Source organism: Paenibacillus sp. 1A_MP2 (assembly GCF_052244825.1).
Lineage (GTDB): Bacteria > Bacillota > Bacilli > Paenibacillales > Paenibacillaceae > Paenibacillus > Paenibacillus vandeheii.
Genome location: NZ_JBQQCS010000001.1, coordinates 3406016 through 3428766, shown reverse-complemented (window position 1 = coordinate 3428766; position 22751 = coordinate 3406016). Strand labels below are relative to the sequence as shown.

Sequence of the window (22751 nt, the reverse complement as noted above, 5' to 3'; positions counted from 1 at the left end):
GTCATTGTCCCCCTGTAGCCATTGTCATAATGTTTTCCTGTGTTGCCTCTTCTTTTGCCAGTTCACCGCTAATGCGTCCCTCATGCACAACCGCGATTCGATCACTCATGCCGAGCACTTCAGGCAGCTCGGAAGATACCATAATGATTGCAACTCCGCGGTCCGTCAGCTCGTTCATCAACTGATAGATCTCCCGTTTGGCTCCAACATCCACGCCGCGTGTCGGCTCATCCAGGATAAGCACACTCGGGCCAATGCCGACCCATTTGGCGATTACTACTTTCTGTTGGTTGCCCCTGACAGGTTTCGTACCGCCGTTTCGGATGATTGCGTCTTGATTTGCAAACGTTTGATGAGCGTATCGACGAATTCCTGTTCTTTCTGCGTCGAAATGAACCCTTTACTTGAGAAGCTGAACAGATTCGGTAATGCCATGTTCTCACGAATGGAGAAATCCAATACCAAGCCTTCATCCTTCCGGTCTTCGGTAATGAATCCAATTCCATGTTTAACCGCATCGGCAGGTTTCCGAATGTGAACCTTTTTGCCTCGAATCATAATTTCGCCACCGTCCAAGGGTTCCAAACCGAAGATGGCCCGCATGATCTCTGTACGTCCAGAACCCATCAACCCGGAGAACCCGAGGATTTCGCCTGCTCTCACCGTAAAGCTAATATTCTGGAACAACCCTTTGCTGCTGGCGTCCCGTACCTCCAGAACTACTTCACCATACGAAGGATTTCTTGCCGGATATCGCTCCGTAAGCTCCCGTCCAACCATTTTCCGCACCACTTCATCAAAACTCGTCTGCGGGATCGACTTCGTATCTACCGTTTTGCCGTCACGCATGATCGTAATGCGATCACAAATCGTGAAAATTTCCTCCATCCGGTGCGAGATATATACGATGGAAACACCATTTTTCTTAAGCGAAGTGATTACGCCGAACAATTTCTGTATCTCCCGCTCCGTAAGCGCTGCTGTCGGCTCATCCATAATGATGACTTTGGCGTCGGTCATCAGTGCTTTGGCGATTTCAATCATTTGCTGCTGACCGACAGAGCATTCCCCAGCAGGACGATCCAGTGGAATTTGTACGGATAGCTTGGCAAACTGCTCAGCGGCAAACGCTTTCATTTGTTTTGTGTTCAGCAACCCAAATGACGAGGTTATTTCCTTGCCTATAAAGAGATTATCAAGCACTGTCATTTCCGGCCAGACGTTCAATTCCTGGTGGATAAACGCAAGCCCCATCTTTTCAGCTTCCTTCGGATTGGCAAAATAGGTTTCTTTGCCGTCAATGGAGATGGTTCCCTGATCCCGTCCATGAAGACCGATCAAAATGTTCATAAGTGTGGATTTGCCGGCCCCGTTCTCACCCATCAGGGCATGAACCTCGCCTTCCTTCAGTTCGAAATCCACCCCGCTCAGTACTTGGTTGGTGCCAAAGGCTTTATATATGTCTTGCATCTGAATATGCATGATGCCGTCCCCCTTTTAACCGAAAATGACGCCCGATTGTAAAATGCAATTAGCATATGGCGTAGCTTCGCCCGTACGAATGACCACTTTGGCATTCCGGGTTAATGCCTTGAATTGTTCATGACTGATGGAAGCGTCAACGGCTTCATCGCCAAATTTCTCGGTAATAAATTGTAAAGCCTCTGGATTCCCTGCCTTGATCTCTGCTGCCAAAATTACTCTCTCGACAACCATATCGTCCGCAATAAGCTCCACAACCTCTTGAAAACTCGGTGTCCCCAGTTTCAGGGACAAATCGATTTTGAGTACTCCTTCCGGAACTGGAAGGCCAGCATCCGCGATGACAATCGTGTCCGTATGCCCCAGATCGGACAGCACCTTGGAGATATGACTGTTCAATATTCCCTGCTTCTTCATTTCAGACTTTCCTCCACTTCACTCCGCATCGGCATGCCGCCTTGCGCCCCGAACTTGGTCACCGATAGCGAAGCAGCCCGGTTGGCGAATCGAATACTGTCTTGCAGCGGTTTACCTTCTGCCAAAGCGACAGCGAATGCGGCGTTAAATGTATCCCCCGCTCCTGTTGTATCTACGGGTTCCACCTTGTAAGTAGGTACAACGATTTCCCGTTCCCCGTCAAAGTAACGAACTCCGTTGCTGCCCTCTGTAATAAACAACTTGTTTGGATATTTGCGCAGCGCCTCTGCCGGAGTCATGCCCTGAAACAATATCTCCGCCTCATGCTCGTTCGGCGTGATATAAGCAGCTTTGTCGATGACCTCATCTGGCACTGTTCTGGCCGGAGCCGGATTCAACAACAGAGGGGTTCCGCTTTGAGCACAAATCTCGCTGACACGAACTACCGTTTCCTCCGGAATCTCTTGCTGAATTAGCACGATATCGGCACGTTGGATCACTTCTGCCGCTTCATCAATATAAGCTGGTGTAACTTCGCGATTTGCCGCTTCTACGACCACGATACTATTATCACCTTCTGCCAGCACGATATGAGCCGTACCGCTTTCCATATGTGTAACCGGTTTCACATTCTGCGTATTTACGTCGTTTGCTTTGAAGTTATTTAAAATGTCCGTACCGAAAGCATCATCGCCTACCCGGCCGATCATCGTAACTTCGGCCCCCAGCCTTGCCGCAGCGACTGCCTGATTTGCTCCTTTGCCCCCCGGCACTGTTTTGAAGCTATCGCCAAGGACGGTTTCACCCGCCCCCGGCCGTCTTGATGAAGTGACAACCAGATCCATGGAGCTGCTGCCAATTACGCATATTTTAGCCATCTGAATTCACCTTTCTTGTTGTGCCCCGTTTAATGAAACTGACCGGCAGCTGTATGTGTTTATTTTCGATTGGAGCTTGTTCCACAAGTTTGATAAGCAAACCGGCGGCTTCCCTTCCCATCTCGTATGCCGGTTGGTGAATGGTCGACAACGCGGGAGATAGCAGGCTGCTCATCGGGATATCGTCGAAGCCGATAATCTGCATATCCTCCGGAACTTTTTTTCCGATTCGCAATGCCTCATGTAGCACCGCCATAGCAGCGATGTCATTACTGGCAATCACTCCATCCGTATCACCATACTTGCTAAAAAGTTCATCCGCCCATAACCCAACATCGTTAATGGAAAAGGATGTCGTTTGGATGACGCGGTAATCCAGACCGGCCTCACGTATGCTCTCAATTGCGCCTTCAAAACGATCCTGCGCAGGTTTGATATGTGTCGGTCCCTGCATAACCGTGATTCGGCGGCTTCCACGCTTGATGATCTCTCGCGCAGCCAGGCGTCCGCCCTCTCTGCCGTCCGCATATACGGAGGGACTGTCCAGCGGCGTCCTGTCCAGAAACACCACGGGGATCTTCAAGTTTTCATATATTGAAGAATGAGGGTAATTCGTTGAAGAGATTACGCCCACCACATTATTCTGGATAAAAGTCTGGATGTAATCCTTTTCTTTCTGTTCGTCCTCATCACTATTTCCAAAAATCAGTCTGAACTCCTGCTCCTGCATCCGGTCCTCTACACCGCGGGCAAGCTGCGGAAAGTAAGGGTTTGCAATATCCGGTAGCAGCAGGCCAATCAGTTTGGACTTGCGTTTGTATAAAGAGCGGGCCACTTCATTGGGAGAGAAGTTAAGCTGCTTAACCGCTTCCTCCACTTTCTTGCGAGTGTCCGCATGAACATAACCTCTTTCATTAATGACCCTTGATACAGTGGCTACCGAAACGCCAGCCAAATTAGCTACATCTTTAATGGTTGTCATGAACGTTCACTCCTATGTGTAACCGGTTACAGATATGAAAATATCATATTTTTTTAAGTTTGACAATGCTTTTATTACTGGAAATTTATCCAAGTAGCCAGAAAAAGCCGGGAATTAAGCTTCATCATCAAGATATATCATCTTTCTAAATGGGTCTATGTATACAAAAGCAAATCAAATCGTCTTCATTCGTTGGTTCTCAGAATCATGGACTAAAATCATCTGCTTCACGGAGATACTGCGATATCTTGGGGGTGAATTCACTCCCTTACAGAAGTTGCTGACCTGGAATAAGCAAACGAATTGTAGGGGATTCTCCTTTTATAGGGATCAATGATTTCGGAATTCGAAAATTTGAATATTCTTCATGATCGGCTTGCCTTAAATTCGACCTATCCATTAGAGTAGTTATTGGAGGTGTACATCATTGAAATTTAACGAGTTTGTTAAAGGCGAGTCTTATAGAACAGATTCTATCCAATTGTCAAAGAAGGATATTATTGATTTTGCGAAAATTTATGATCCACAATATATGCATGTAGACGAAGCAAAAGCCAAAGAAGGCCGTTTCGGCAGCCTCATTGCTTCAGGTATGCAGACGATGAGCACGTCCTTCAAGCTTTGGGTGGAACTAGGGGTATATGGAGAAGATATTGTTGCAGGAACGGGCATGAATGATATAAAGTTCATTAAACCTGTGTTCCCAGATGATGAAATTCACGTTCTGGCAGAAGTAATTGATTTGGCTCCAAAAAGGAATTATGGTGGTATCGTTACCATATTGCTCACTACTTTTAATCAACATAATGAAAAGGTTTTTCAGGCAGAATTAAGTGCTCTGATTAGTAATTGAATTTGTACCATGCGGTTTCGTTATGGATTTAGAAAATAAAAACGACCGCACATCAGGTCTGATGAACGGTCGTTTACTATACCATTTTAGTCCATGTACCATTACAAAATTTCGATGTATCCTTCTGTTCCATGCACCCGAATTTGCTGCCCATCTTTTATGCGCTGGGTCGCTTTCTCCACTCCGACAATGGCTGGCAGCCCATATTCACGTGCAATCACAGCTCCATGGGTCATCACTCCACCCACTTCAGTGACCAGACCTTTAATAGATACAAATAAGGGTGTCCAGCTGGGATCCGTATAGGGGGTGATGAGTATATCTCCATCTTCCAGATCTGCATTTTCAATATTGAAGATGACGCGTGCTCGTCCCTCTACGACCCGGCAGAAACAGGCAGACCTACAATAGCATCGACAGGCAGATTTTCATGTTGGTACTGACCTGAGATGATTTCGCCATCAGACGTGAGCACACGAGGTGGAGTTAGTTTTTCATAGTATTTGTAATCGTCTCTCCGCTGGCTGATGATCTTTTCATCCAATTTATTAGTTCGTACGACCTCACGAAGTTCTTCAAAATTGAGATAGAATATATCCTCTTTTTCAATAATAACGCCCGCTTGTACAAGTCGTTCGGCTTCTTTTACTAAAGCCTGTTTGTATACGAAGTAGCGATTAATCATGCCATATTTGGGATATTCCCGATAACCGATGAAGTTGCGAACCAGGTTGATCATTCGTTTCGTTTCCCGGGCTTTGTGTTCACCGTCAGGCAATAGCTTCAATCGATCCAATACTTCTTGTTCTTTCTGCAACGCTTCCTGTCGCCCTTGCTCAAATTTCCGTTTGCTTGCATTAGGTTCAAAGTTCTTGATATTACCCAGAATCATTGGCACAAGCGTAATGGGTTTTTCACTCCAACGGGTTCTGGTAAGATCAATCTCTCCGGCACATCGCATTCCGTATTTGTCCAGATATTCCTGTATGGCGTCTCGGGTTTCCTGTCCGCCCTCCACCTTAACCAGCTCATCGATAAAGTTATCCTCTTTCACATGCTGCAAATAAGCAATGACTTCCGGATACGGACGAATCTCATCTGCAACATCGAGTAACGCCAGACCCATTTCCGAAGTGATATTGTTAGGTACAGATTGAGAGAGCTTATCTGCCGCATTTTCTCACCTAACCACTCTTTTATGTTTTCATTGATCCATGCTGAAGCCTTCATGGCAGTCATGAACACATTTGAACTTCGTGGGTCAGATAGAAATCTCTTCAATTCTTTGAGATCTTCAAGGATAAAATCAAACAATTCCAATCCAGATTTGTTTTGGATGCTACGTTTTAGCTCATCTATTGAGGCTTGATTGCTCTTAATCAAATCAGAGACAATCGTTGAATCATTTTCAATATCTGCTTGGAAAGCCTCTGACGTGCTCGGTTTATTGTCAGTACGAGGACTTGATGCTGACTCATCAGCAGGTAACAATTTTATGAAATTCTCTCGCTTGAGTATGGTTGTAAGTGCGTCCTTAAGGAGCGGATCGGATTGTCCCATGGTATTTACGAAGTTTTCTCTCATGACAGGCGAAGCCAGCCTAGGCGTAATATCAACAAACAATCTTCCACCAGCTATACGCATGGGTGCCGGAGTCGTTAATAGAAAGAAAGATAAGCCCAGGGGTTTCATGGGATCAGTCATCATTTGTTGATGCCCAACAGATAGGTACACATGATTTTCCTGGTCACTCGCTTCAGGGATCGGGTACAAAGTAGTGATTGGACGACTCTGAACAATGTAAAACGTATCATCCGCCAAACACCATTCGATATCCTGCGGAAAACCAAAATGTGCTTCAATCTGTCTTCCCATGCTTGCCAGTTCTAAAATCTGTTGTTCAGTAAGTGTTTGCGTCTGCTGCAGAACGGGATCAACCTGATGTGTATACGTCCCACCATCTTTCCGTCCATAGATCGCCAACGTTTTGGTAGCTATCCTCTTATCGACAATTTCACCATCCCGTACTTTATAACAATCGGCAGATACCAGGCCGGATACCAGCGCCTCACCCAGTCCAAAACTGGCGTCAATGGATAGCACTTTCCGGTTGGACGTAACCGGATCAGCTGTAAATAAAATTCCTGAGGCCGTTGGGAAAACCATCTTTTGAATGATAACGGATAACTGCACCTGACCATGATCAAATCCATGCTGCATACGATAAATTACCGCACGATCTGTAAACAGGGAAGCCCAGCATTTGCTAATATGCTGCATAATTGCTTCTTTGCCGATGATATTTAAGTACGTGTCTTGTTGACCAGCAAAAGAGGCATGTGGTAAATCTTCAGCGGTCGCACTGGAACGCACTGCATACGCATGTCCTTCTCCAAACTTGGAGAGATAGTGAGCAACTTCTTTTTCAACATCGGCAGGAATGTCTACTCCCATAATAAGTTCCCTGATCTTTCTGCTGATTTCACCTATTTGCTCTCGTTCATCACCTTTCATCAAGGTTAATTGATCCAGCAAAGAATGATACGTTTCGTTTTGTTCAATGGCTTGTTGATATCCAACGGTTGTCACACAAAATCCTTCGGGGACCAGTACGCCTTCAATCTTTGATAACTTCGCTAGATTTAACCCTTTTCCGCCAACGAGTGCAAGCTGCAATTTTTCCATTTCCTGAAATCCGATAACCAAAGAACTCATTCGTATCTCCCCTAACCAATAAATTGAGAAAAAAACATTTGACAAAGAGTTTACCGCCATGATAAGATTTAAATATAAGATACGATACTTATGTATTATACATCAAAATAAATGTAATCTGATTATATCATTGTGTTTGTTTATATACAATATCGAAGAACCTGGGATAATTATCCAGGTTCTTTTTTGATTTCAAATAATATTAATCCTATAGCAACACGGCTCTCCTCAACCAGATTACTGTCGTGCAGCATGTTATGTATCACAGATGTAGAAGCCAACGAAAAAAGCAGCCTGTCCTCGAATGAGGTAGGCTGCTTTTTCTGTAAGGGCATTTTCCCAGGGCGGGTAAACATTTCAGCAGGGCAATAAAATCTCAATTTTGGTACCTTGCCACACTTTGGACTGTACATGAATTTCTCCGCCGTGCGCTTCCACGATCGTTTTGGCGATGCTCATCCCGAGTCCAGAACCAGCCGTTGATTCTTCTGTGTTGGTTCCCCGATAATAGCGATTGAACAAATGCTGCAGCGTTTCCTCGTCCATGCCTTTGCCATTATCTAATACACGTATGCATGCCTTATCGTTCATTCTACCGATGGAGACGGTAACATTCGCGCCTGACGGGTTATGCTTCACTGCGTTGGAAAGCAAGTTATCCATTAACCGCAGCAGCCAGGTTTCATCAGCCTGTACCCATAGAGGACGCTCCTCCCCGATGTAATGAAACTGGTACTCAGACAGGGTAACGTCGTTAACGTACTTCAGTACAGAGCAGCGCACCAGCTCAACCAAATCGATCTTCCGAAGCTGCATCATTGAGTCGCCTTGCTTGAGTTGATGGATCATGGAAAAGTCAGAGATCAGCTCAAGCATATAATCCCCCTTTTCCCGGATCGTCGATCCCATGGTTCGCATCTCCTCTTGGCTCCATTGTTCCGGTAAGCTCTCCAGCATATATCCATAACCTTGAATGGTGGACAGTGGCGTGCGCAGATCATGGGAAATTCCTGACATCCACTCCCTTTGCTCTTTCTCCAGCCTCTCACGCTCCTTCTCAGTTTGGGCCAATTGATCAGCCATTCTATAGAAGGATTCAATGACTTCCTTAAAGAGCCTATAGCGGTTTCGCATCGTGCCATTGGGGCGGAAAATCTTGCGCTTGTCCTTGGCGGTGAGAACCTTATCGTACTGCCCACGTCCCATCCGTTCGAACCAGCCTGCGAATAAAATCAGCGGCTGACCGTAACGATAGCCATGCCAGATCGATAAGGGTACTGCCAAGAGCAGCGCTAGGCCTGCAAACCACATGAGTCCGCGGGTTGCCGTATCCATCGCCGGATGTTTCAAAGGATCTCCGGTTGGATTGGGCGTATAAAGGACCCAGGTCATTCCGCTGAGCTCATCACGATGGGCGACAATATTCGTATCATAGTTGCTGGGCGATTGCTGGATCGCCAGAATGTCCAGTGGACGGTACCCCTTCTGCAAGTACGTTTCATCACCGATGGCTTGCTCGGTATGCCCCGCAGAGTTGATTACCTGTAGATAGCTGCCGGTTTCACGCAGCTGCTGATCCAGAATGGAAGCCTTCTCGCCAGATACCATCCCCTGCTGCCCGTAAGCGTCAAACCAGGTCATGAGCTGGTCAAGGTCAGGATTTTGGTAGCCAAGGATGTACAGAACCGGCACATTAAAAGCAAAATTCAGATGAGTTTGAACGGCATACGTCCCAAGTGTCCTTGTCTCCTGAATATCAAGAAGTTGGTCGACAGAATACGAAGCCGACAGTCCATCATGCGAATTTGTATTTACTTTGTAGATGACCTCTCCTTCGGCATTTACAACCTGCATCCACATTCCTTTTTCCTCAATGAGCTTATTCCACTTGGGGGAAATCTGAATCGTCCCATCCTTTGAAGAAGCTTCTTGAGCAATCAGTTGCAAGGCGCCAACCGGAAAGTTCCGGCGTAACTCACTATTTGTCGTGTTTTGAAAAAATATAATGCAAGCAACGAGAGTAATGGCCAGAATAATCAGGGCATAAAAGATCAATTGATACGTGAAGTGGAAGGATATGCGCTGTTGTATCTTCATTGCTCCTGAAATTCCTTTGACAGCTTATAGCCGAGCCCTCGTACAGTCAGCACCAGCTTTGGATTTCCTGGATCGATCTCGATCTTCTCTCGTATGCGCCGAATGTGTACCATTACCGTCGAGTCATCTCCGTGTCCGTTGATCCCCCACACCTGATCATAGAGCTGTGTTTTGGAAAATACGACCCCCGGAAACTTGCAGAAGTGCAGCAGCAGATGGAAGACTTGGGCAGGGCAAGGAACCGGCTGTCCCTCCACGAGTAACTCCCCTTCCGCCTCGTTGACGATGAAGCGACCGAATCGGTATATCCCCGGTTCAGGACGTTTCACCTGATTTGCAGTTGGAGCTTCTGACTCCAAACGGCGTATGCGTGCCTGTATTCTTGCAGCTACCTCCAATGGATTGAAGGGCTTGGTAATATAATCGTCCCCGCCCATGGCGAATCCCCTAAGCACATCTAGATCAGATGCCTTAGCTGTCAGAAACAAAATATGCGGATTTCCGTATTCACGGAGCTTGGAGACGAGCTCCAGTCCACTCCCGTCTGGGAGCGTAATGTCGAGCAGGACGATATCCGGGGCAACGCGCTGTACCAGATGAAGAGCTTCCGCACAGGTGGAAGCATCGTACAGCTGATGAAACCCTGCCCTGCGAAGCACCATCTGCAGCATGGTAACAATCGAGGGCTCGTCGTCGACAATTGCGATTTTAATATCATTTTGATTGGTCATCGTTTTCACCCATTTCATCGTAGCATACTCACATTAACAGAACCTAAACAGGTTGAGCAATCTTAAGCGCTTGTTCATCAACGCGTTTAGGCTCTGTTTCAGTAACGCTGTTAGCATAGGAAATGAGAAACCGCGGCAAATCTATTTTGTTTTAGGAGGAAACGATTTGATTATAATGACACAGCAAGCCTCACAGATGGGAGCCAATGCCGTAATCGGCGTCAATCTGAATTACGAAGTAGTGCGTCAAGGTATGCTCATGGTCGCTGTCAGCGGTACGGCAGTTATTGTTCCCACTTTTGTGTTTGCGCAGCTGATTTATTTAAATCTTCTCCGAAGGAATAAGCCTTTTAGTCTTGTTATGAAATGGAATTTCATTTTTTTGTTACAGCTACTGGCAGTTTATGATATGGTCAGTGAGGTGCGATGAGCCCATACACATTTACATATCATGCGAGGAGAAGATTGAAAGTGAATGAGATAAAAGCAATGGAGAAACCAATCAAATTTAGCGACCCATTATTTGTAACGCTAGTTGCAAGTCTATGTTGCTTGTTATGGGGAAGTGCCTACCCGTTTATTAAGCTTGGATATATTGCTTTTGACATCCTGTCAGAAGATATTCCATCAAAATTTGTATTTGCGGGTTACCGATTTGTTTTAGCTGGATTACTGCTTCTGTTCTTGTTTCGTGTTATGACTAAACGAAAATTTGAGCTGTCTGGACGGCAATTTTCAAGCTTAATATTACTTGGCGTGTTCCAAACGGGGCTGCAGTATATGTTTTTTTATGTAGGTGTAGCCAATATAACAGGTGTCAAAGGATCGATTATGAATGCGACAACGACCTTTTTCAGTGTTGTTCTAGCTCATTTTCTATATAAAAATGATAAACTGAGCAAAAATAAAATAGTCGGTTGTTTGCTAGGATTTATTGGCGTAATTATTGTTAATTTTCACTCCGATCTGTTGGAATTCTCCTTCTCTCTCACAGGTGAAGGTTTCGTTATTATTGCAGCTCTTATTTTTTCCATTACAGCCATATATGCAAAACATTTAACCGGCTCCATCGACGTCCTGGTTATTACCGGAGTTAGCCTGTTTGTCGGCGGACTGGCACTCACTCTACTTGGCCTCCTGCTTGGCGGCAGGGTTACACATTTTACATTTGAATCAACGGGAATCCTGATTTATTTAGTGTTACTTTCATCAGCTGCATTTTGCTTGTGGAATCTGCTTCTGAAATACAACAAAGTGGGGAAAGTATCGGTGTATAACTTTCTTATCCCTGTGTTCGGCACTCTGCTATCGGCGTTATTTCTGGGAGAAACGATTATGGAACTCAAAAATCTGATCGCATTGCTGTTCGTGTCGATCGGTATTTATATGGTCAATCGAGTAACCTCATTAAAATAATGTGTTCTTCTGTGCAAACGAATGGAGATTACCCACTTTGATTTGGACAAGAACTAACTCCCTAAACACAAAAAAAGTCGCTAAGATAGCGACTTTTTTGTGTATTACGACTTCAATTTTCCGCATTATAAACAAGAGTAAACGACATTTCGCAACCGGGGCTGAACGTAAGGCTCCTGACTGTTCAGCAGGTGCTGCGCATACATGACGGTGAGCTCGGAGTCCGGATCAATGATGGCCATACAGCCGGCAGCCCCACTCCATCCAAATTCGCCAAGTGGGCTTAACGAGCCGCTGCGCGACTTGGAGACATGTGTACGTACACCCAGCCCATAACCATACCCGCCCATTTGATCCCAGGAGTAATCGCCACGGGTAAGATCATTCAGATGGTCCGTGCGCATCAGGTCCACTGAAGCCTTTGACAGAATGCGCACGCCTTCCGGACTGGTCCCACGTCCAGTCAGTGCGTTCAGGAACAGTGCATAATCGCTGACAGTGGATAATAGTCCGGCACCGCCGCTCTCCAATTCAGTCCCTACCCGGAATCCGTTTCCATCCATCCGAACGGCTTTCTCAAGCTCATCATTGTATGCGTACTGCGGGATCAAGCGTGCTTGCTGCTCAGCGTTCAGGTCGAATGCCGTATCATTCATGCCGAGCGGTCCGATAATTTCTTCTTGCAGATACGTTCCAAAGCGTCTGCCACTTACAACCTCCACCAAAGCTCCGAGGACATCATGACACATGCTGTAGTTCCACTGCGTACCTGGTTCAAACAGAAGCGGTTCCTTGGCGAGCGCTTTCGCGAAATCGCGTGTCGGTAGTTTGCCGTTGGTGCTCTGCACAGCTTCCTGAATGCTTGGTGAGCCAATGTCATAGGAGAATCCGGCAGTCATTGTAAACAAGTCGCGTACCGTAATCGCTCTTGTCGCTTTTTCCAGTCTGATCTCGCCGTTCGGTAATGTTTTCTTTACCGTCATTTCGGCATATTCGGGCAGAAAATCGGACACTGGATCGTTCAGCAGCATTTGCCCTCTCTCAACGAGCTGAAGCGCTGCCACACAGGTCATGATTTTTGACATGGAGTAGAGATTAATGATCGCATCTTCGCCGATAGGCGTCTGCTCCTCCAGGTTGGCGTAACCATTACGGTAACGGAAAACGGTATCATTTTGATGCATCACAAGCACCTCTGCCCATGGAATTCTCCATGCTGTGATACGGTCAATAAATGAAGCAAGCGGTTTAAAGTCCATATTTCCCCGTCCTTCTATGTAGAATCGTATATCAATGCACAAGTGGATCTGTGTTCATCCACATGACCCACTTATATTTAATATACGACCATTTGCGTGCATTGACCACTACCTATTAGAAAGCTATTTATAAACGATCTCTACATTTTTTAAAATCGGTACGACGACTAGAGTGTTTTGACCAGAATGAAATCTGTTTGTTCCTCATCCCCATATAAAAAGAGTGCGATCCCGTTTGAACAAACCCCATTCTATGATAAAAAGCTATGGCATTGTCATTTCTTTCCCATACCCCGAGCCAGATTCTCTTCTTATTGTGTTCCAATGCGGTTTCTATGGCTTGATTTAACAGATATTTACCAAGTCCATGCTTTTGGAATTTTTTCTTGATATAGATTCTCTCAATTTCAAGTGATGCATCACTCATTTTTTCAGATTGAGCTTCATCCCTGTTCAGCTTCAAATATCCCGCAAGTTCATCATTATAGTAGACGAAAAAGATGTCTGAACAGCTATTGGATAATTCAGCCTCCAACTGTTTAGCGTTAAATGCTCTTTCCAGATAGGCTCTCATATTGTCAGGAGAATTCTGATCTTTAAATGTATCGTTAAATGTTTCTATACTAATCTCTTGTAGTTTTTGTAAATCCTCGCGACTGCACGCTCTTATTTCCACTGTCATTATGATGTATCGCTCCTTCTATGAATCAATAGCTTGTTTAGAATATTTTGTTGCAAATACAACAATTATTATATCCTTAATTTACGCTAATTTTGTATAGTTTGCAACATAAAATAATGAAATCAGACAGCTTGAAATAGTTGGTAAACGTTTTCGGAATTTGAATACCTTTTTCCTTGAACGGACTATTTAAGCAGTCTTTCTTTATATTCTGTCGGACTAAGTCCTGTGTATTCCTTAAACACTTTGGAGAAATAATGCTGATCACTGAACGATAACAGATCTGATAACTCCTTAAACTTCATCTCCGGCTGACTCTCCATAAGTCTGCATGCTTCCTTAATTCTAAGGTTCGTATAGTACTGAACAAACGTGACTTGCGTTACGTTTTTAATCACTCTGCTAACGTAAGAGGGGCTGACGTGAAACTTCATGGCAATGTCATTGATGGATATTGGGGTATACTTGTTCCGTTTGATGTACTCATCCATTTGCTCAAACAGAACTTCTCTGCTCTTCCGATCATGGGATTGAAGCATTTCAAAACATTGACCGATCCATTCCGTTAATTCACGGCAGAAATCGGCATATGTTTCTTCATCAAATAGTTTTTTTGCTCTAAGATCCAGACCAAGCCTAATCCCGCCCCCTGCTCTTCATTCAAATGTGCGAACGTATCCACGACTAAATTGATAAATCGTTCCACTTCTTTTACATGAACGTTTTCCTCTGTCCATCGATTCATCAGCTCAGACAGCTTAAGGGCAAACCGTTCCTTCTGGTGAGCCTGTATCATGTGGACAAAATCAGATTCCAATATGTTATTCAGGGAGCCTGCCTCAGATCTTGCCATAGACACAGGATTTCCGCTGTCCAGCACCATTCCATGGTTCAGTCGCTGATGCGTCGATAAAATGGACGAAATTTGGTGGTAAAGCTCGGGCAAATTAACGGTTTCAGCCCCTACCCCTTGTCCCCCGATGATTGTATCCATACCTTGTACAGCCAAATGGCGTCTTAACGATTCGAGACATTCATGTACAGAAGAATACAAATCAACAATCCCCTTATTCACAAAAACGATGAATTGATGCGGAGTTTGGCTCTGAAATACTTTACAGGAACGTGGAGCAAAAAAATCCTCCAAAGAAGCCTGTAACGCCCTTTGTCCCCATCGTTCCCGTTCCCGGGTGAAGGGCTGTCTGCGTACAATGATCATCATTTGGGCAAAAAAAGTAAAATTCTCTCCTGGCTTGAGTTCAGCATAGCTATGGGAATCAACGATCTCCTGTAACTGATGAACGTTCCTTGACCTCAATTGATCAAGCTCCTTAATAACTCTGCCCATGACTTCCTCCAGCGCCTCTGGCTCAACAGGTTTCAGCAAATAGTCGAACACCTGTAAATTTAATGCTTTTCGCGTATATTCAAAATCACTATATCCACTGATGAGTATGACCTTCAACTCCGGCTGGGCGAGCTTCGCTTGCTCAATGAGGGATAAACCATCCATCTTGGGCATCCGAATGTCTGTCAACAGAAGATCGATTGTTTCCTTCTGGAGCACTGCCAGCGCCTCTTTCCCATTCGTAGCCGTAACCGCCACGTGAATTGGAAAATTCAGCTTATCCAAAAGCATTTTAATATTGCGTAATATGGGTTTGCTATCCTCAACAATCATGATGTTATACATAATTTGCTCCTCCTGTGATCAGTAAAAATCCTTCGTCATTGAGCCGATGATTTGAATGGTTGCCCCTTTTCCTCCTCAGCATGATTGTTGTACATGTTAAAAATTAGCCGATTGCTGTACATCAGTTTAAGCCGATTAACGCTATTGACGATCCCCATGCTGCCAAGTGCGGTTTGGCGATCGGGGGATTGATTCATTCCGGTACCGGACTTCTGGATATTGGATAAAATCTCTTTTATTTTGTTTGGCGGGAAGCCTTCTCCGTTATCTTTGATCTCCAAAGCCCATAATCCGTTATACTGCTTCACGGTAATTTGAATACGCCAAGGCGGTGTAATATTAAAAAAAGCATGCTCAATGCAGTTTTCCACAAAAGGCTGAATCACCAGCCGAGGTAGCCGGACCTCACTCGCCAGTTCATCAGCATGGATGTTCCACTCCAAATCTTCTTCATACTTCTGCTGTACCAACGACAAATAATGTCTCGTATGCTCAAGCTCATCAGCCATTGTCACATGTGCATAAGGGGATGAAACAATATAACGCAAACTGTCTGATAGATGTTTACACATGTCAGACACGACCCGGGTTTTCCCCTCTTGAGCAGCTATGCTGATCAAATAAAGGACGTTATGAAGGAAATGAGGAGCAATCTGAGCTTGCAGGGCGGAATTCCTGGCGGTGACTTCTTCATGTAATGCCTTTTTCTCGCGGTCAATGGACTCCTGTAATCGCTCCATCAAATCCTGAAAAGCTTCATTCAGCAGGAGCAGGTCGTTATTTTTGGGCCGATCCTCTACTTTCAACTTCATATTGCTGTAATTGATGCGCCAAATCTGGCTGCGAAGCTTGCGAATCGGAAGCAGCAGGTTGCGCGTGGAGAAGAAAATGTACACAAAAGAAATGAGCATTAACGCTGTAATCAGCAGAATGGACATGCTTTGTACAGAATGAATCGAGCCTAACACTGAATTTTTCGGTGTTACGATAAAAGTAATCCAACCCGTTTCGTGAGATGTGGCATGTGTCACATAATTATTTTGTTCATCAACTGCCAGTCCCTCGTCGGATAATGGCTCCGTCCACTCTAAGGCATGCTTTCTCACTTCGGAGCCGGTCATCTGCTCCCCTTGCTTGTTTAGAATAAAAACATCCCCTGCTGTAATTCCTTCCGTAAGCTTTTGAATGTAAGCCTGATCCATTTGAATACTAAGGTATCCGTACAGCTTCCCATTCTGATCGTTTATTGTTCGGACAAATGAGATGACGTCTGCCTGTCGAAGCAGGATATAACCATTCCCGTTCCATTCTCGTCCACTCCTGCTTTTTTCCAGCATGGTACTCAGGATCGTTGGAGCATGTCCTGAACCAATATACGATGTGAGCAGTACACCTTGTTTATCATAAATGGACATGTCCTTGATGTTCATGCTGGGGCCGATCGCCTGGAACATGATATCTTTTAGTTTCCTGATTTGTTTCAGTCTTTCATAATTACTTGGAGCCAAGGAACTCTTGTCCATCGTTGCAAAGATGTCCTTATTGGACAATATACGCTGGGACATCTGGTTTTGCTGCTCTACGTACAAGTCAACTTGTTCACGTACCTTTGTAGCAGTGATACGTGTGTCCTCCTCCGTTTTTTGTGTAAGCGGGCGGATAACGACAAGGTTCACATATACGATGAAGCAGCCTAACACGAACAAAAGCAGAGCCAGAAATGTCAAAAACACTTTGGTCTGCAAACTGAATTGTGTTGCTTTATGTATAAGTTTAATCATTCTTCGTGTAGCCTCCTGTCCTGTCATGCTGTGTAACTCGTCTGCATCATGTCTAACTGTAGCATGCGTTTGAATGAAATGATAGCGATTTCAAGTTCAGGATTTTACACATAAACATTCAAGCACAGACATGTACCGGAGTAGAATTGGATTTTATAATTGGACTTGTAAACGGATTCATTAAATGTCTCAGAGGGGGATTTGCATTGAAACTGCATAAAAGAAAAAAAGCAGCATCCATTGTTCTGGCCAGCCTGTTGTCCATTTCGCTGACCGCTTGCGGATCAGGAGGTACGGATTCTGGTACGTCTACGAGCAATGGCAGCAAGAACGCCAAGGTCACACTCGAACTGGCTATTTCCAAGAGCTCTCAGGATTCCGCGTTTATTCAGCAGGATGTTCTCGATGAGTTTGAAAAACAGACCAACATATCTGTCAATCTGCAGCTCATTCCGGCTGAGCAAACAACGACCGTGCTGCAAACCAAGCTGGCTGTAGACGAAACGCCCGATATCATTCAATACAATTTGGCCAGCGCGATTACGGACCTGAATCTTGAACGCAATTTCGAAATTCTGGATAACGAGTCCTGGGCCAGCAGAATTGTAAACAAGGATGTGCTCTCCGCTGCCGGCCATGTCTACAGCTTCCATGTCAGTCAGGACACGGGCATGCAAGGAGTCGTGTACAACAAACAGATTTTTGCCGACCTGGGTCTGTCCATTCCGACAAGCTATGAACAGTTTCTGGCCATTTGTGAAAAAATCAAAGCCAGCGGCATCACTCCAGTATTCATGCCCTACAAAGATGCTTGGGCTGCGAACATTTGGCCTGCAGCAGCATTTGCCGATTTTGTAGCCAAAAATGATCCGACTTTTTTTGATGAGCTCAACAGCAACAAGAAGAAATGGTCCGATATTCCCGAGTTTAAAACATTTTTGGAGCAGCAATACGAAGTGTACACCAAGGGGTATACGAACACGGATGTGCTTAGCGATAGCTACGACATGGCGGTTGGCAAATTCCTGAACAAAGAAGTTGCGATGATGTTTATGGGAGACTGGTTAATCGAAGGCGTAGCACAGCAGGATCCAAGCATGGAACTCGGCGTATTCCCAATTCCGTCCTCCGATGATGCCAAACTGGGTGCAAGTCCGCTTGGAGGACAACTGTTCATTCCAAAGAAAGCGAAGCATCTGCAGGAAGCCAAACAGTTTCTGGACTTTATCGCCTCCAAAGAGATCGCACAACAAATCGTCGATTCCAAAGGTTATGTATCCAATTTTAGCGACGTCACGACACCAGAGTTACCTGCATACAAACAGGATATCGTCGACAATTACATCCTGCCGAAGAAAACCGTGTTGACCACGGATGCTTACATGCTGGTAGATCGCAGCGAGTTGTACAGGTTACTGCAGGATCAATTCGCTGGCGGTTTGACACCGGAGGAAGTATTGAAATCCTGGGATGAGAAGTTCAGTCAACTGATGCAGGATAAAGGCGTTTCCGGTTTCTAAGAAGTGAAATACAGGGCAGCAGGTCATTCCTGAATGATGTGCTGCCTAGCCATAACGGAGCGTGAGACATGAAAAGGGCAAAAAATTTATATTCGTATTACATGGTATTTCCGGCACTACTTATTTACTCCATCTTTTTTGTTATCCCGGCTATTGCTGCTTTCTACTACTCCTTCACGGATTGGCGTCTGGATCGAATTGATCTGAAGTTTATCGGATGGGACAATTTCGAGAAAATTTTCTCGGACAAAACGCTTATCCTGGCGCTTAAAAATACGGCGATTTTCGCCGTTGTTACAGTTGCTGGCAAAAATATTATTGGCCTGCTGCTGGCCGTGGCCCTAAATATGAGATTAAAAACGAAGAACCTGCTGCGCGCCATCTTCTACTCCCCTTCCATACTGAGCATTCTTGTCATCAGCATCCTGTTCACACCCATGCTGCGCACGGAGGGTACGATCAATCGCGTGTTGGAGGCGGTTGGATTACATTCATTGAGTCAGGCCTGGTTGACCAATCCTTCCCTTGTCATCTGGACGATTGCCATCGTGTCCATCTGGCAAAGCGCCGGATTCCAAATGGCTATCTATCTGGCTGGGTTGCAATCCATTTCACAAGAAAATTATGAAGCGGCGACGATTGACGGCGCAAGCTCCTGGAAAAGTTTTTTCAAAATTACGCTGCCCCTATTGCTGCCAGCCATCAATATTAATCTGATGTTGACACTGATTGGCGGACTCAAAGTATTCTCGGAAGTCTATGTCATGACCGGCGGAGGTCCAGGCAACGCTTCACAGGTTGTGGGTACGATTATTCTCCGCTCCTTCGGTGAAGGGAATTGGGGACTTGGTACCGCAGTCAATACCCTCCTGTTTGTGGTTGTCACGATTATTGCTATACCGCTACTGATTTTCATGCGGCGTAAGGAGGTTACGGAATAACATGGGATATACACGCAAACTCGCTATTCGCAACTATATTGTTGAAGGATTTCTGCTCCTCGCCTCTTTACTCATTCTGCTGCCTCTGGTGATTCTGATTCTCGGTTCGTTCAAAACGAGCGCTGAAGTACTCAGCTTCTCCTTGAGCTTGCCGGATAAATGGCAATTTTCAAACTATGTCCGGGTATTTGAAGAGGGTGGTCTGTCCAGGGCATTCCTGAACAGCATCTGGATTACGGGCATTTCGTCCATCATCAACATAGTTGCTTCATCAGCAGCTTCTTTCATTCTGGCACGCCGAGACACCAGAGTCTCAAACACAATATATATGTATTTTTTCATGGGACTGATTGCACCGATGTCCATCATTACGACGATTCGGGTCGTGCAGGGATTGGGCTTTTACGGCAGCATATCAAGTGTCATTCTGATTTACGCAGCACTAAATACCGCTTTCAGCGTATTTTTATATAGCGGATTTATCAAAACCATCCCGAAAGCGCTGGATGAGGTCGCGTTTCTGGAAGGCGCCAGTGTATTTGGGTGTTTTTCCGTATCGTTACACCGCTTATCCTGCCCGTAAACGCAACAGTTGCAATCATGGTGTTTATGTCGGTATGGAATGATATCACGATTCCGGTATACTTCCTTACGAACAGTTCAACGTGGACGATGCCGCTTTCGATCTACAATTTCTACGGTAAATACAGCCGAGACTGGAATTTGATTTTTGCTAACCTTGTCCTGACTTCACTGCCTGTTTTTATCCTCTACCTGTTTGGTCAGAAATATATCGTTAGCGGACTTACGGCAGGAGCAGTCAAAGGGTGAATATTTATTTATAAAGAAATAACATTAGAGACGCTTTTGGGTTCATTCCCTAAAGCGTTTTTGTTCATGTTCTCTAATTTTCATCGATCTGTATTTATCTGAAATTTTGCCTATTCGTTTATTAAAATGCAATTTTTTTGATTATATCCAGAAGTCCAAGCATACTAATAACCCTCGAATATACTATTCTATTCCATTGATTAGGAGGTAGATTCAATGACAACATTTCTTGATGCGAGAACATCGCAAAACGCAAGTTTGGCTAACTCGATTGCTATTCCGATCCTCGTAATTAACACGCCGCAATTGTTTGGTCAAATTGGTCTTCAGACAGCAGGCGCAGGTACTAACCCTAGAGCTCAATTTAAGGGGACGGTTTCTGTACAATTGCCATTAGCTCTTGTCGGCGTAACGATTACTATTGTAAGAGGTACTTTGCCGACTGACCCTGTAATATACTCAGCCACTTCCACATTTAGTTTGAGTGTTTTGGCGCCTCAAGTTATTACGTTCTCTGCGGATGATTTCAATCCTCCAATTACCCCTCAATTGACATACTCTGCATTCGTAAGCTCCAACTTGTTGGGTACGATCCGTGTTGGTCCTGAGAACTTTGATGGATTCGTCGTTTCAGATTAAAAAATTGCATGTTCCTTTAGCTCTTTCTTTCAGTTTGTTTCACCATAAAAGAAGAAATCCAATCGCCATGTTATGAGCGATTGGATTTCTTCTTTTTACTTATAGTTTAATTGACTTAAATTGTGCTCGTGTCAATGACGAATCTGTATTTCACATCCGATACCAACACACGCTTGTAAGCTTCATCAATTTGGTCGGCTGAGATGACTTCGATCATAGGAACGATACTGTGTTCTGCACAGAAATCCAGCATTTCCTGAGTCTCACGAATGCCTCCGATCAATGAGCCTGCGAACGAACGACGTTGTCCGATGAGCGACATCACGTTTACAGACAACGGCTCCCCTGGAGCACCCACGTTCACCAGAGTACCATCCAGAGTAAGCAGTGAGAAGTAAGCATTGATGTCGATACTCGCACTTACGGTGTTAATAATCAGGTCAAAATACCCGGCAAGTTTGTCGAAAGTTTCCGGTTCGTTTGTCGCGAAATAATGATCTGCCCCGAATTGCAAGCCATCATCCTTTTTCTTCAAAGATTGTGACAGTACAGTTACTTCTGCACCCATAGCGTGTGCAATTTTGACAGCCATGTGACCAAGTCCACCCATACCCACAATCGCTACTTTTTTACCAGGACCAGCTCCCCAACGATTTAGCGGCGAGTATGTTGTAATACCTGCGCAAAGCAGCGGTGCAGCTGCATCAAGCTCGATATTGTCAGGAATCCGGACGATGAAGTCCTCTGTTACGACAATGTGAGTGGAGTACCCGCCTTGTGTGGGTTCGCCATACTTGTCAACGCCCGCGTAGGTAGGAATATTTCCTTTGAGACAGTACTGCTCTTCACCTTGGCGGCAGTTTTCACATTCGCCACAAGAGTCAACCATGCATCCGACCCCTACTCGATCACCAACCTTATACTTTGAAACTTCAGCTCCTACATCTGTGACAAATCCTGCGATCTCATGTCCAGGAACGAGCGGATAGTTTACGGGTCCCCATTCGCCGTGAGCAGTATGAATATCAGAATGGCATATGCCTGCATATTTAATTTCGATCAGGACATCGTGCAAATCAAGATCACGTCGTTTAATCTCGGCTGCCCGAAACAATTGGTCCGGACCGTCAACAGCTCGTGCTTTCGCAGTTATCATCTTTAAAAACCTCCTAAGATTATCATTCTTCCAAGAGAGTCACGCTCATAGGGTACAAGTCATGACTTGGCTTGAATTCCATTGAATTCAGCCCTGCTTTTCTCCTACAATACGATCTTAACCCCTCTAGTTAACTCTAGGTCAAATGTCATTAGAAACTTTGACATCCCACATACAGCATGATAGAATCTCCGAAAGATCCTAGAGTTAGCTCGAAGTCTATACTAGTAAGAAAAGGGGAAAATGAATGTCATATTCGATTAGCGAAGTTGCCAAAGATTTGAATCTAACCGTATATACCTTGCGTTACTACGACAAGGAAGGACTCATGCCTTTTGTTGAACGAACCCCTGGCGGAGCACGAAACTTTAAAGAATCCGACATCGATTTTTTAAAGATCATTCAATGTCTGAAATCTACCGGAATGCCGATTAAGGATATCAAGGATTTTATTGCATGGTGCTCCGAGGGAGATTCCACCTTACAGGAGCGATATGACATGTTCACAGAACGCAAGGCTAATGTGGAAGCGCAAATGGAAGAACTTAGAAAGACGATGGAAGTGATTGAACATAAGCGTGCCTACTACAGGACTGCCCTTAATGCTGGAACGGAAGAGATTCATAAAAATCATAGAATGGGAAACTTCATCGCCAATTGATTGAATTATGCTCAACA

17 protein-coding genes and 5 pseudogenes are annotated in these 22751 nt (G+C 44.9%); 9 read left to right on the top strand and 13 right to left on the bottom strand.

Going from position 1 to position 22751, the window contains the following annotated elements:
* Position 1: 1 nt before the first annotated feature.
* The 4 genes and pseudogenes from ACTWJ7_RS16780 to ACTWJ7_RS16765 all read right to left on the bottom strand — a co-directional run bounded on the left by ACTWJ7_RS16780 (position 2) and on the right by ACTWJ7_RS16765 (position 3759).
* Positions 2-1482, bottom strand: a pseudogene (locus tag ACTWJ7_RS16780) (sugar ABC transporter ATP-binding protein).
* A gap of 15 nt (positions 1483-1497) precedes the next feature.
* A complete protein-coding gene (rbsD, locus tag ACTWJ7_RS16775; RefSeq protein WP_301877240.1) occupies positions 1498-1899 on the bottom strand; it encodes a D-ribose pyranase in 402 nt (133 codons plus the stop codon).
* Positions 1896-2777 (bottom strand): ribokinase, encoded by an 882-nt coding sequence (gene rbsK, locus ACTWJ7_RS16770; RefSeq protein WP_079349148.1) that lies wholly within the window; start codon positions 2775-2777, stop codon positions 1896-1898. Before rbsK ends, rbsD begins: the two co-directional genes overlap by 4 nt.
* Complete coding sequence (locus tag ACTWJ7_RS16765) at positions 2770-3759, bottom strand: LacI family DNA-binding transcriptional regulator (protein ID WP_079349149.1); 990 nt, start codon at positions 3757-3759, stop codon at positions 2770-2772. The genes rbsK and ACTWJ7_RS16765 overlap by 8 nt, the downstream gene beginning before the upstream one ends.
* Before the next feature lie 427 nt (positions 3760-4186).
* Here ACTWJ7_RS16765 and ACTWJ7_RS16760 point away from each other — a divergent pair, with 427 nt between their 5' ends.
* Positions 4187-4612: a MaoC family dehydratase gene (locus tag ACTWJ7_RS16760; RefSeq protein ID WP_301877243.1), complete on the top strand. Its 426-nt coding sequence runs from the start codon at positions 4187-4189 to the stop codon at positions 4610-4612.
* 101 nt (positions 4613-4713) lie between these two features.
* On the opposite strand, the pseudogene ppsA reads toward ACTWJ7_RS16760, so the two are convergent.
* The 3 genes and pseudogenes from ppsA to ACTWJ7_RS16745 all read right to left on the bottom strand — a co-directional run bounded on the left by ppsA (position 4714) and on the right by ACTWJ7_RS16745 (position 10173).
* Positions 4714-7327 (bottom strand): annotated as a pseudogene (ppsA, locus tag ACTWJ7_RS16755) (phosphoenolpyruvate synthase).
* Between the two features lie 357 nt (positions 7328-7684).
* Complete coding sequence (locus ACTWJ7_RS16750; RefSeq protein WP_301877246.1) at positions 7685-9424, bottom strand: HAMP domain-containing sensor histidine kinase; 1740 nt, start codon at positions 9422-9424, stop codon at positions 7685-7687.
* Entirely contained in the window at positions 9421-10173 is a 753-nt protein-coding gene (locus ACTWJ7_RS16745; protein ID WP_301877248.1) for a response regulator transcription factor, read from the bottom strand. The genes ACTWJ7_RS16750 and ACTWJ7_RS16745 overlap by 4 nt, the downstream gene beginning before the upstream one ends.
* 157 nt (positions 10174-10330) lie before the next feature.
* Between ACTWJ7_RS16745 and ACTWJ7_RS16740 the strand changes: the two are divergent.
* Positions 10331-10447 (top strand): annotated as a pseudogene (locus ACTWJ7_RS16740) (heavy metal-binding domain-containing protein); the annotation flags it as partial.
* A 179-nt stretch (positions 10448-10626) separates the two neighbouring features.
* Complete coding sequence (locus ACTWJ7_RS16735) at positions 10627-11571, top strand: DMT family transporter (protein ID WP_301877249.1); 945 nt, start codon at positions 10627-10629, stop codon at positions 11569-11571.
* Positions 11572-11696: 125 nt separating this feature from the next.
* Here ACTWJ7_RS16735 and ACTWJ7_RS16730 read toward each other — a convergent pair whose 3' ends face one another.
* From ACTWJ7_RS16730 to ACTWJ7_RS16720, 3 genes and pseudogenes are all read right to left on the bottom strand, one after another.
* A complete protein-coding gene (locus ACTWJ7_RS16730) occupies positions 11697-12830 on the bottom strand; it encodes a serine hydrolase domain-containing protein (RefSeq protein WP_301877251.1) in 1134 nt (377 codons plus the stop codon).
* 167 nt (positions 12831-12997) lie between these two features.
* A pseudogene (locus ACTWJ7_RS16725) lies at positions 12998-13512 on the bottom strand (GNAT family N-acetyltransferase).
* Positions 13513-13697: 185 nt separating this feature from the next.
* Positions 13698-13946: a helix-turn-helix domain-containing protein gene (locus ACTWJ7_RS16720; RefSeq protein ID WP_443145638.1), complete on the bottom strand. Its 249-nt coding sequence runs from the start codon at positions 13944-13946 to the stop codon at positions 13698-13700.
* Here ACTWJ7_RS16720 and ACTWJ7_RS16715 point away from each other — a divergent pair.
* Entirely contained in the window at positions 13935-14081 is a 147-nt protein-coding gene (locus ACTWJ7_RS16715) for a hypothetical protein (RefSeq protein WP_443145637.1), read from the top strand. The genes ACTWJ7_RS16720 and ACTWJ7_RS16715 overlap by 12 nt on opposite strands.
* Here ACTWJ7_RS16715 and ACTWJ7_RS16710 read toward each other — a convergent pair.
* Positions 14078-15205 carry a response regulator gene (locus tag ACTWJ7_RS16710; protein WP_443145636.1) on the bottom strand — a complete coding sequence of 376 codons (1128 nt, stop codon included), beginning with the start codon at positions 15203-15205 and terminating at the stop codon, positions 14078-14080. The two genes, ACTWJ7_RS16715 and ACTWJ7_RS16710, sit on opposite strands and share 4 nt — an antisense overlap.
* 35 nt (positions 15206-15240) lie before the next feature.
* On the bottom strand, positions 15241-16986 hold the full coding sequence (locus tag ACTWJ7_RS16705) for a cache domain-containing sensor histidine kinase (RefSeq protein ID WP_443145635.1): 1746 nt from the start codon (positions 16984-16986) through the stop codon (positions 15241-15243).
* A gap of 206 nt (positions 16987-17192) precedes the next feature.
* On the opposite strand from ACTWJ7_RS16705, the gene ACTWJ7_RS16700 reads away from it, so the two are divergent.
* The 4 genes and pseudogenes from ACTWJ7_RS16700 to ACTWJ7_RS16685 all read left to right on the top strand — a co-directional run bounded on the left by ACTWJ7_RS16700 (position 17193) and on the right by ACTWJ7_RS16685 (position 20917).
* The gene (locus tag ACTWJ7_RS16700; protein WP_301877260.1) at positions 17193-18506 is read left to right on the top strand and encodes an ABC transporter substrate-binding protein; all 1314 of its coding nucleotides are present in this window, start codon (positions 17193-17195) and stop codon (positions 18504-18506) included.
* A gap of 68 nt (positions 18507-18574) precedes the next feature.
* Positions 18575-19447, top strand: a complete 873-nt coding sequence (locus ACTWJ7_RS16695) for a carbohydrate ABC transporter permease (RefSeq protein ID WP_301877262.1) — start codon at positions 18575-18577, stop codon at positions 19445-19447.
* 1 nt (position 19448) lies between these two features.
* Positions 19449-20278, top strand: a pseudogene (locus ACTWJ7_RS16690) (carbohydrate ABC transporter permease).
* 216 nt (positions 20279-20494) lie between these two features.
* The gene (locus tag ACTWJ7_RS16685) at positions 20495-20917 is read left to right on the top strand and encodes a hypothetical protein (protein WP_024633183.1); all 423 of its coding nucleotides are present in this window, start codon (positions 20495-20497) and stop codon (positions 20915-20917) included.
* A 115-nt stretch (positions 20918-21032) separates the two neighbouring features.
* Here ACTWJ7_RS16685 and ACTWJ7_RS16680 read toward each other — a convergent pair whose 3' ends face one another.
* Positions 21033-22073, bottom strand: a complete 1041-nt coding sequence (locus tag ACTWJ7_RS16680; protein WP_079349161.1) for an NAD(P)-dependent alcohol dehydrogenase — start codon at positions 22071-22073, stop codon at positions 21033-21035.
* 247 nt (positions 22074-22320) lie between these two features.
* Between ACTWJ7_RS16680 and ACTWJ7_RS16675 the strand changes: the two genes are divergently transcribed.
* Positions 22321-22734, top strand: coding sequence for a MerR family transcriptional regulator (locus ACTWJ7_RS16675; RefSeq protein WP_301877263.1), 414 nt, complete (start codon positions 22321-22323; stop codon positions 22732-22734).
* The last annotated feature ends 17 nt before the right edge of the window (positions 22735-22751 follow it).

Coding starts and splice junctions, on each gene's coding strand:
- ACTWJ7_RS16720 (WP_443145638.1), bottom strand. CDS start 13,946: ATGAAGTTTCACGTCAGCCCCTCTTACGTTAGCAGAGTGATTAAAAAC.
- ACTWJ7_RS16750 (WP_301877246.1), bottom strand. CDS start 9,424: ATGAAGATACAACAGCGCATATCCTTCCACTTCACGTATCAATTGATC.
- ACTWJ7_RS16730 (WP_301877251.1), bottom strand. CDS start 12,830: ATGGACTTTAAACCGCTTGCTTCATTTATTGACCGTATCACAGCATGG.
- ACTWJ7_RS16745 (WP_301877248.1), bottom strand. CDS start 10,173: ATGAAATGGGTGAAAACGATGACCAATCAAAATGATATTAAAATCGCA.
- rbsK (WP_079349148.1), bottom strand. CDS start 2,777: ATGGCTAAAATATGCGTAATTGGCAGCAGCTCCATGGATCTGGTTGTC.
- ACTWJ7_RS16710 (WP_443145636.1), bottom strand. CDS start 15,205: ATGTATAACATCATGATTGTTGAGGATAGCAAACCCATATTACGCAAT.
- ACTWJ7_RS16685 (WP_024633183.1), top strand. CDS start 20,495: ATGACAACATTTCTTGATGCGAGAACATCGCAAAACGCAAGTTTGGCT.
- rbsD (WP_301877240.1), bottom strand. CDS start 1,899: ATGAAGAAGCAGGGAATATTGAACAGTCATATCTCCAAGGTGCTGTCC.
- ACTWJ7_RS16675 (WP_301877263.1), top strand. CDS start 22,321: ATGTCATATTCGATTAGCGAAGTTGCCAAAGATTTGAATCTAACCGTA.
- ACTWJ7_RS16680 (WP_079349161.1), bottom strand. CDS start 22,073: ATGATAACTGCGAAAGCACGAGCTGTTGACGGTCCGGACCAATTGTTT.
- ACTWJ7_RS16705 (WP_443145635.1), bottom strand. CDS start 16,986: ATGATTAAACTTATACATAAAGCAACACAATTCAGTTTGCAGACCAAA.
- ACTWJ7_RS16765 (WP_079349149.1), bottom strand. CDS start 3,759: ATGACAACCATTAAAGATGTAGCTAATTTGGCTGGCGTTTCGGTAGCC.
- ACTWJ7_RS16695 (WP_301877262.1), top strand. CDS start 18,575: ATGAAAAGGGCAAAAAATTTATATTCGTATTACATGGTATTTCCGGCA.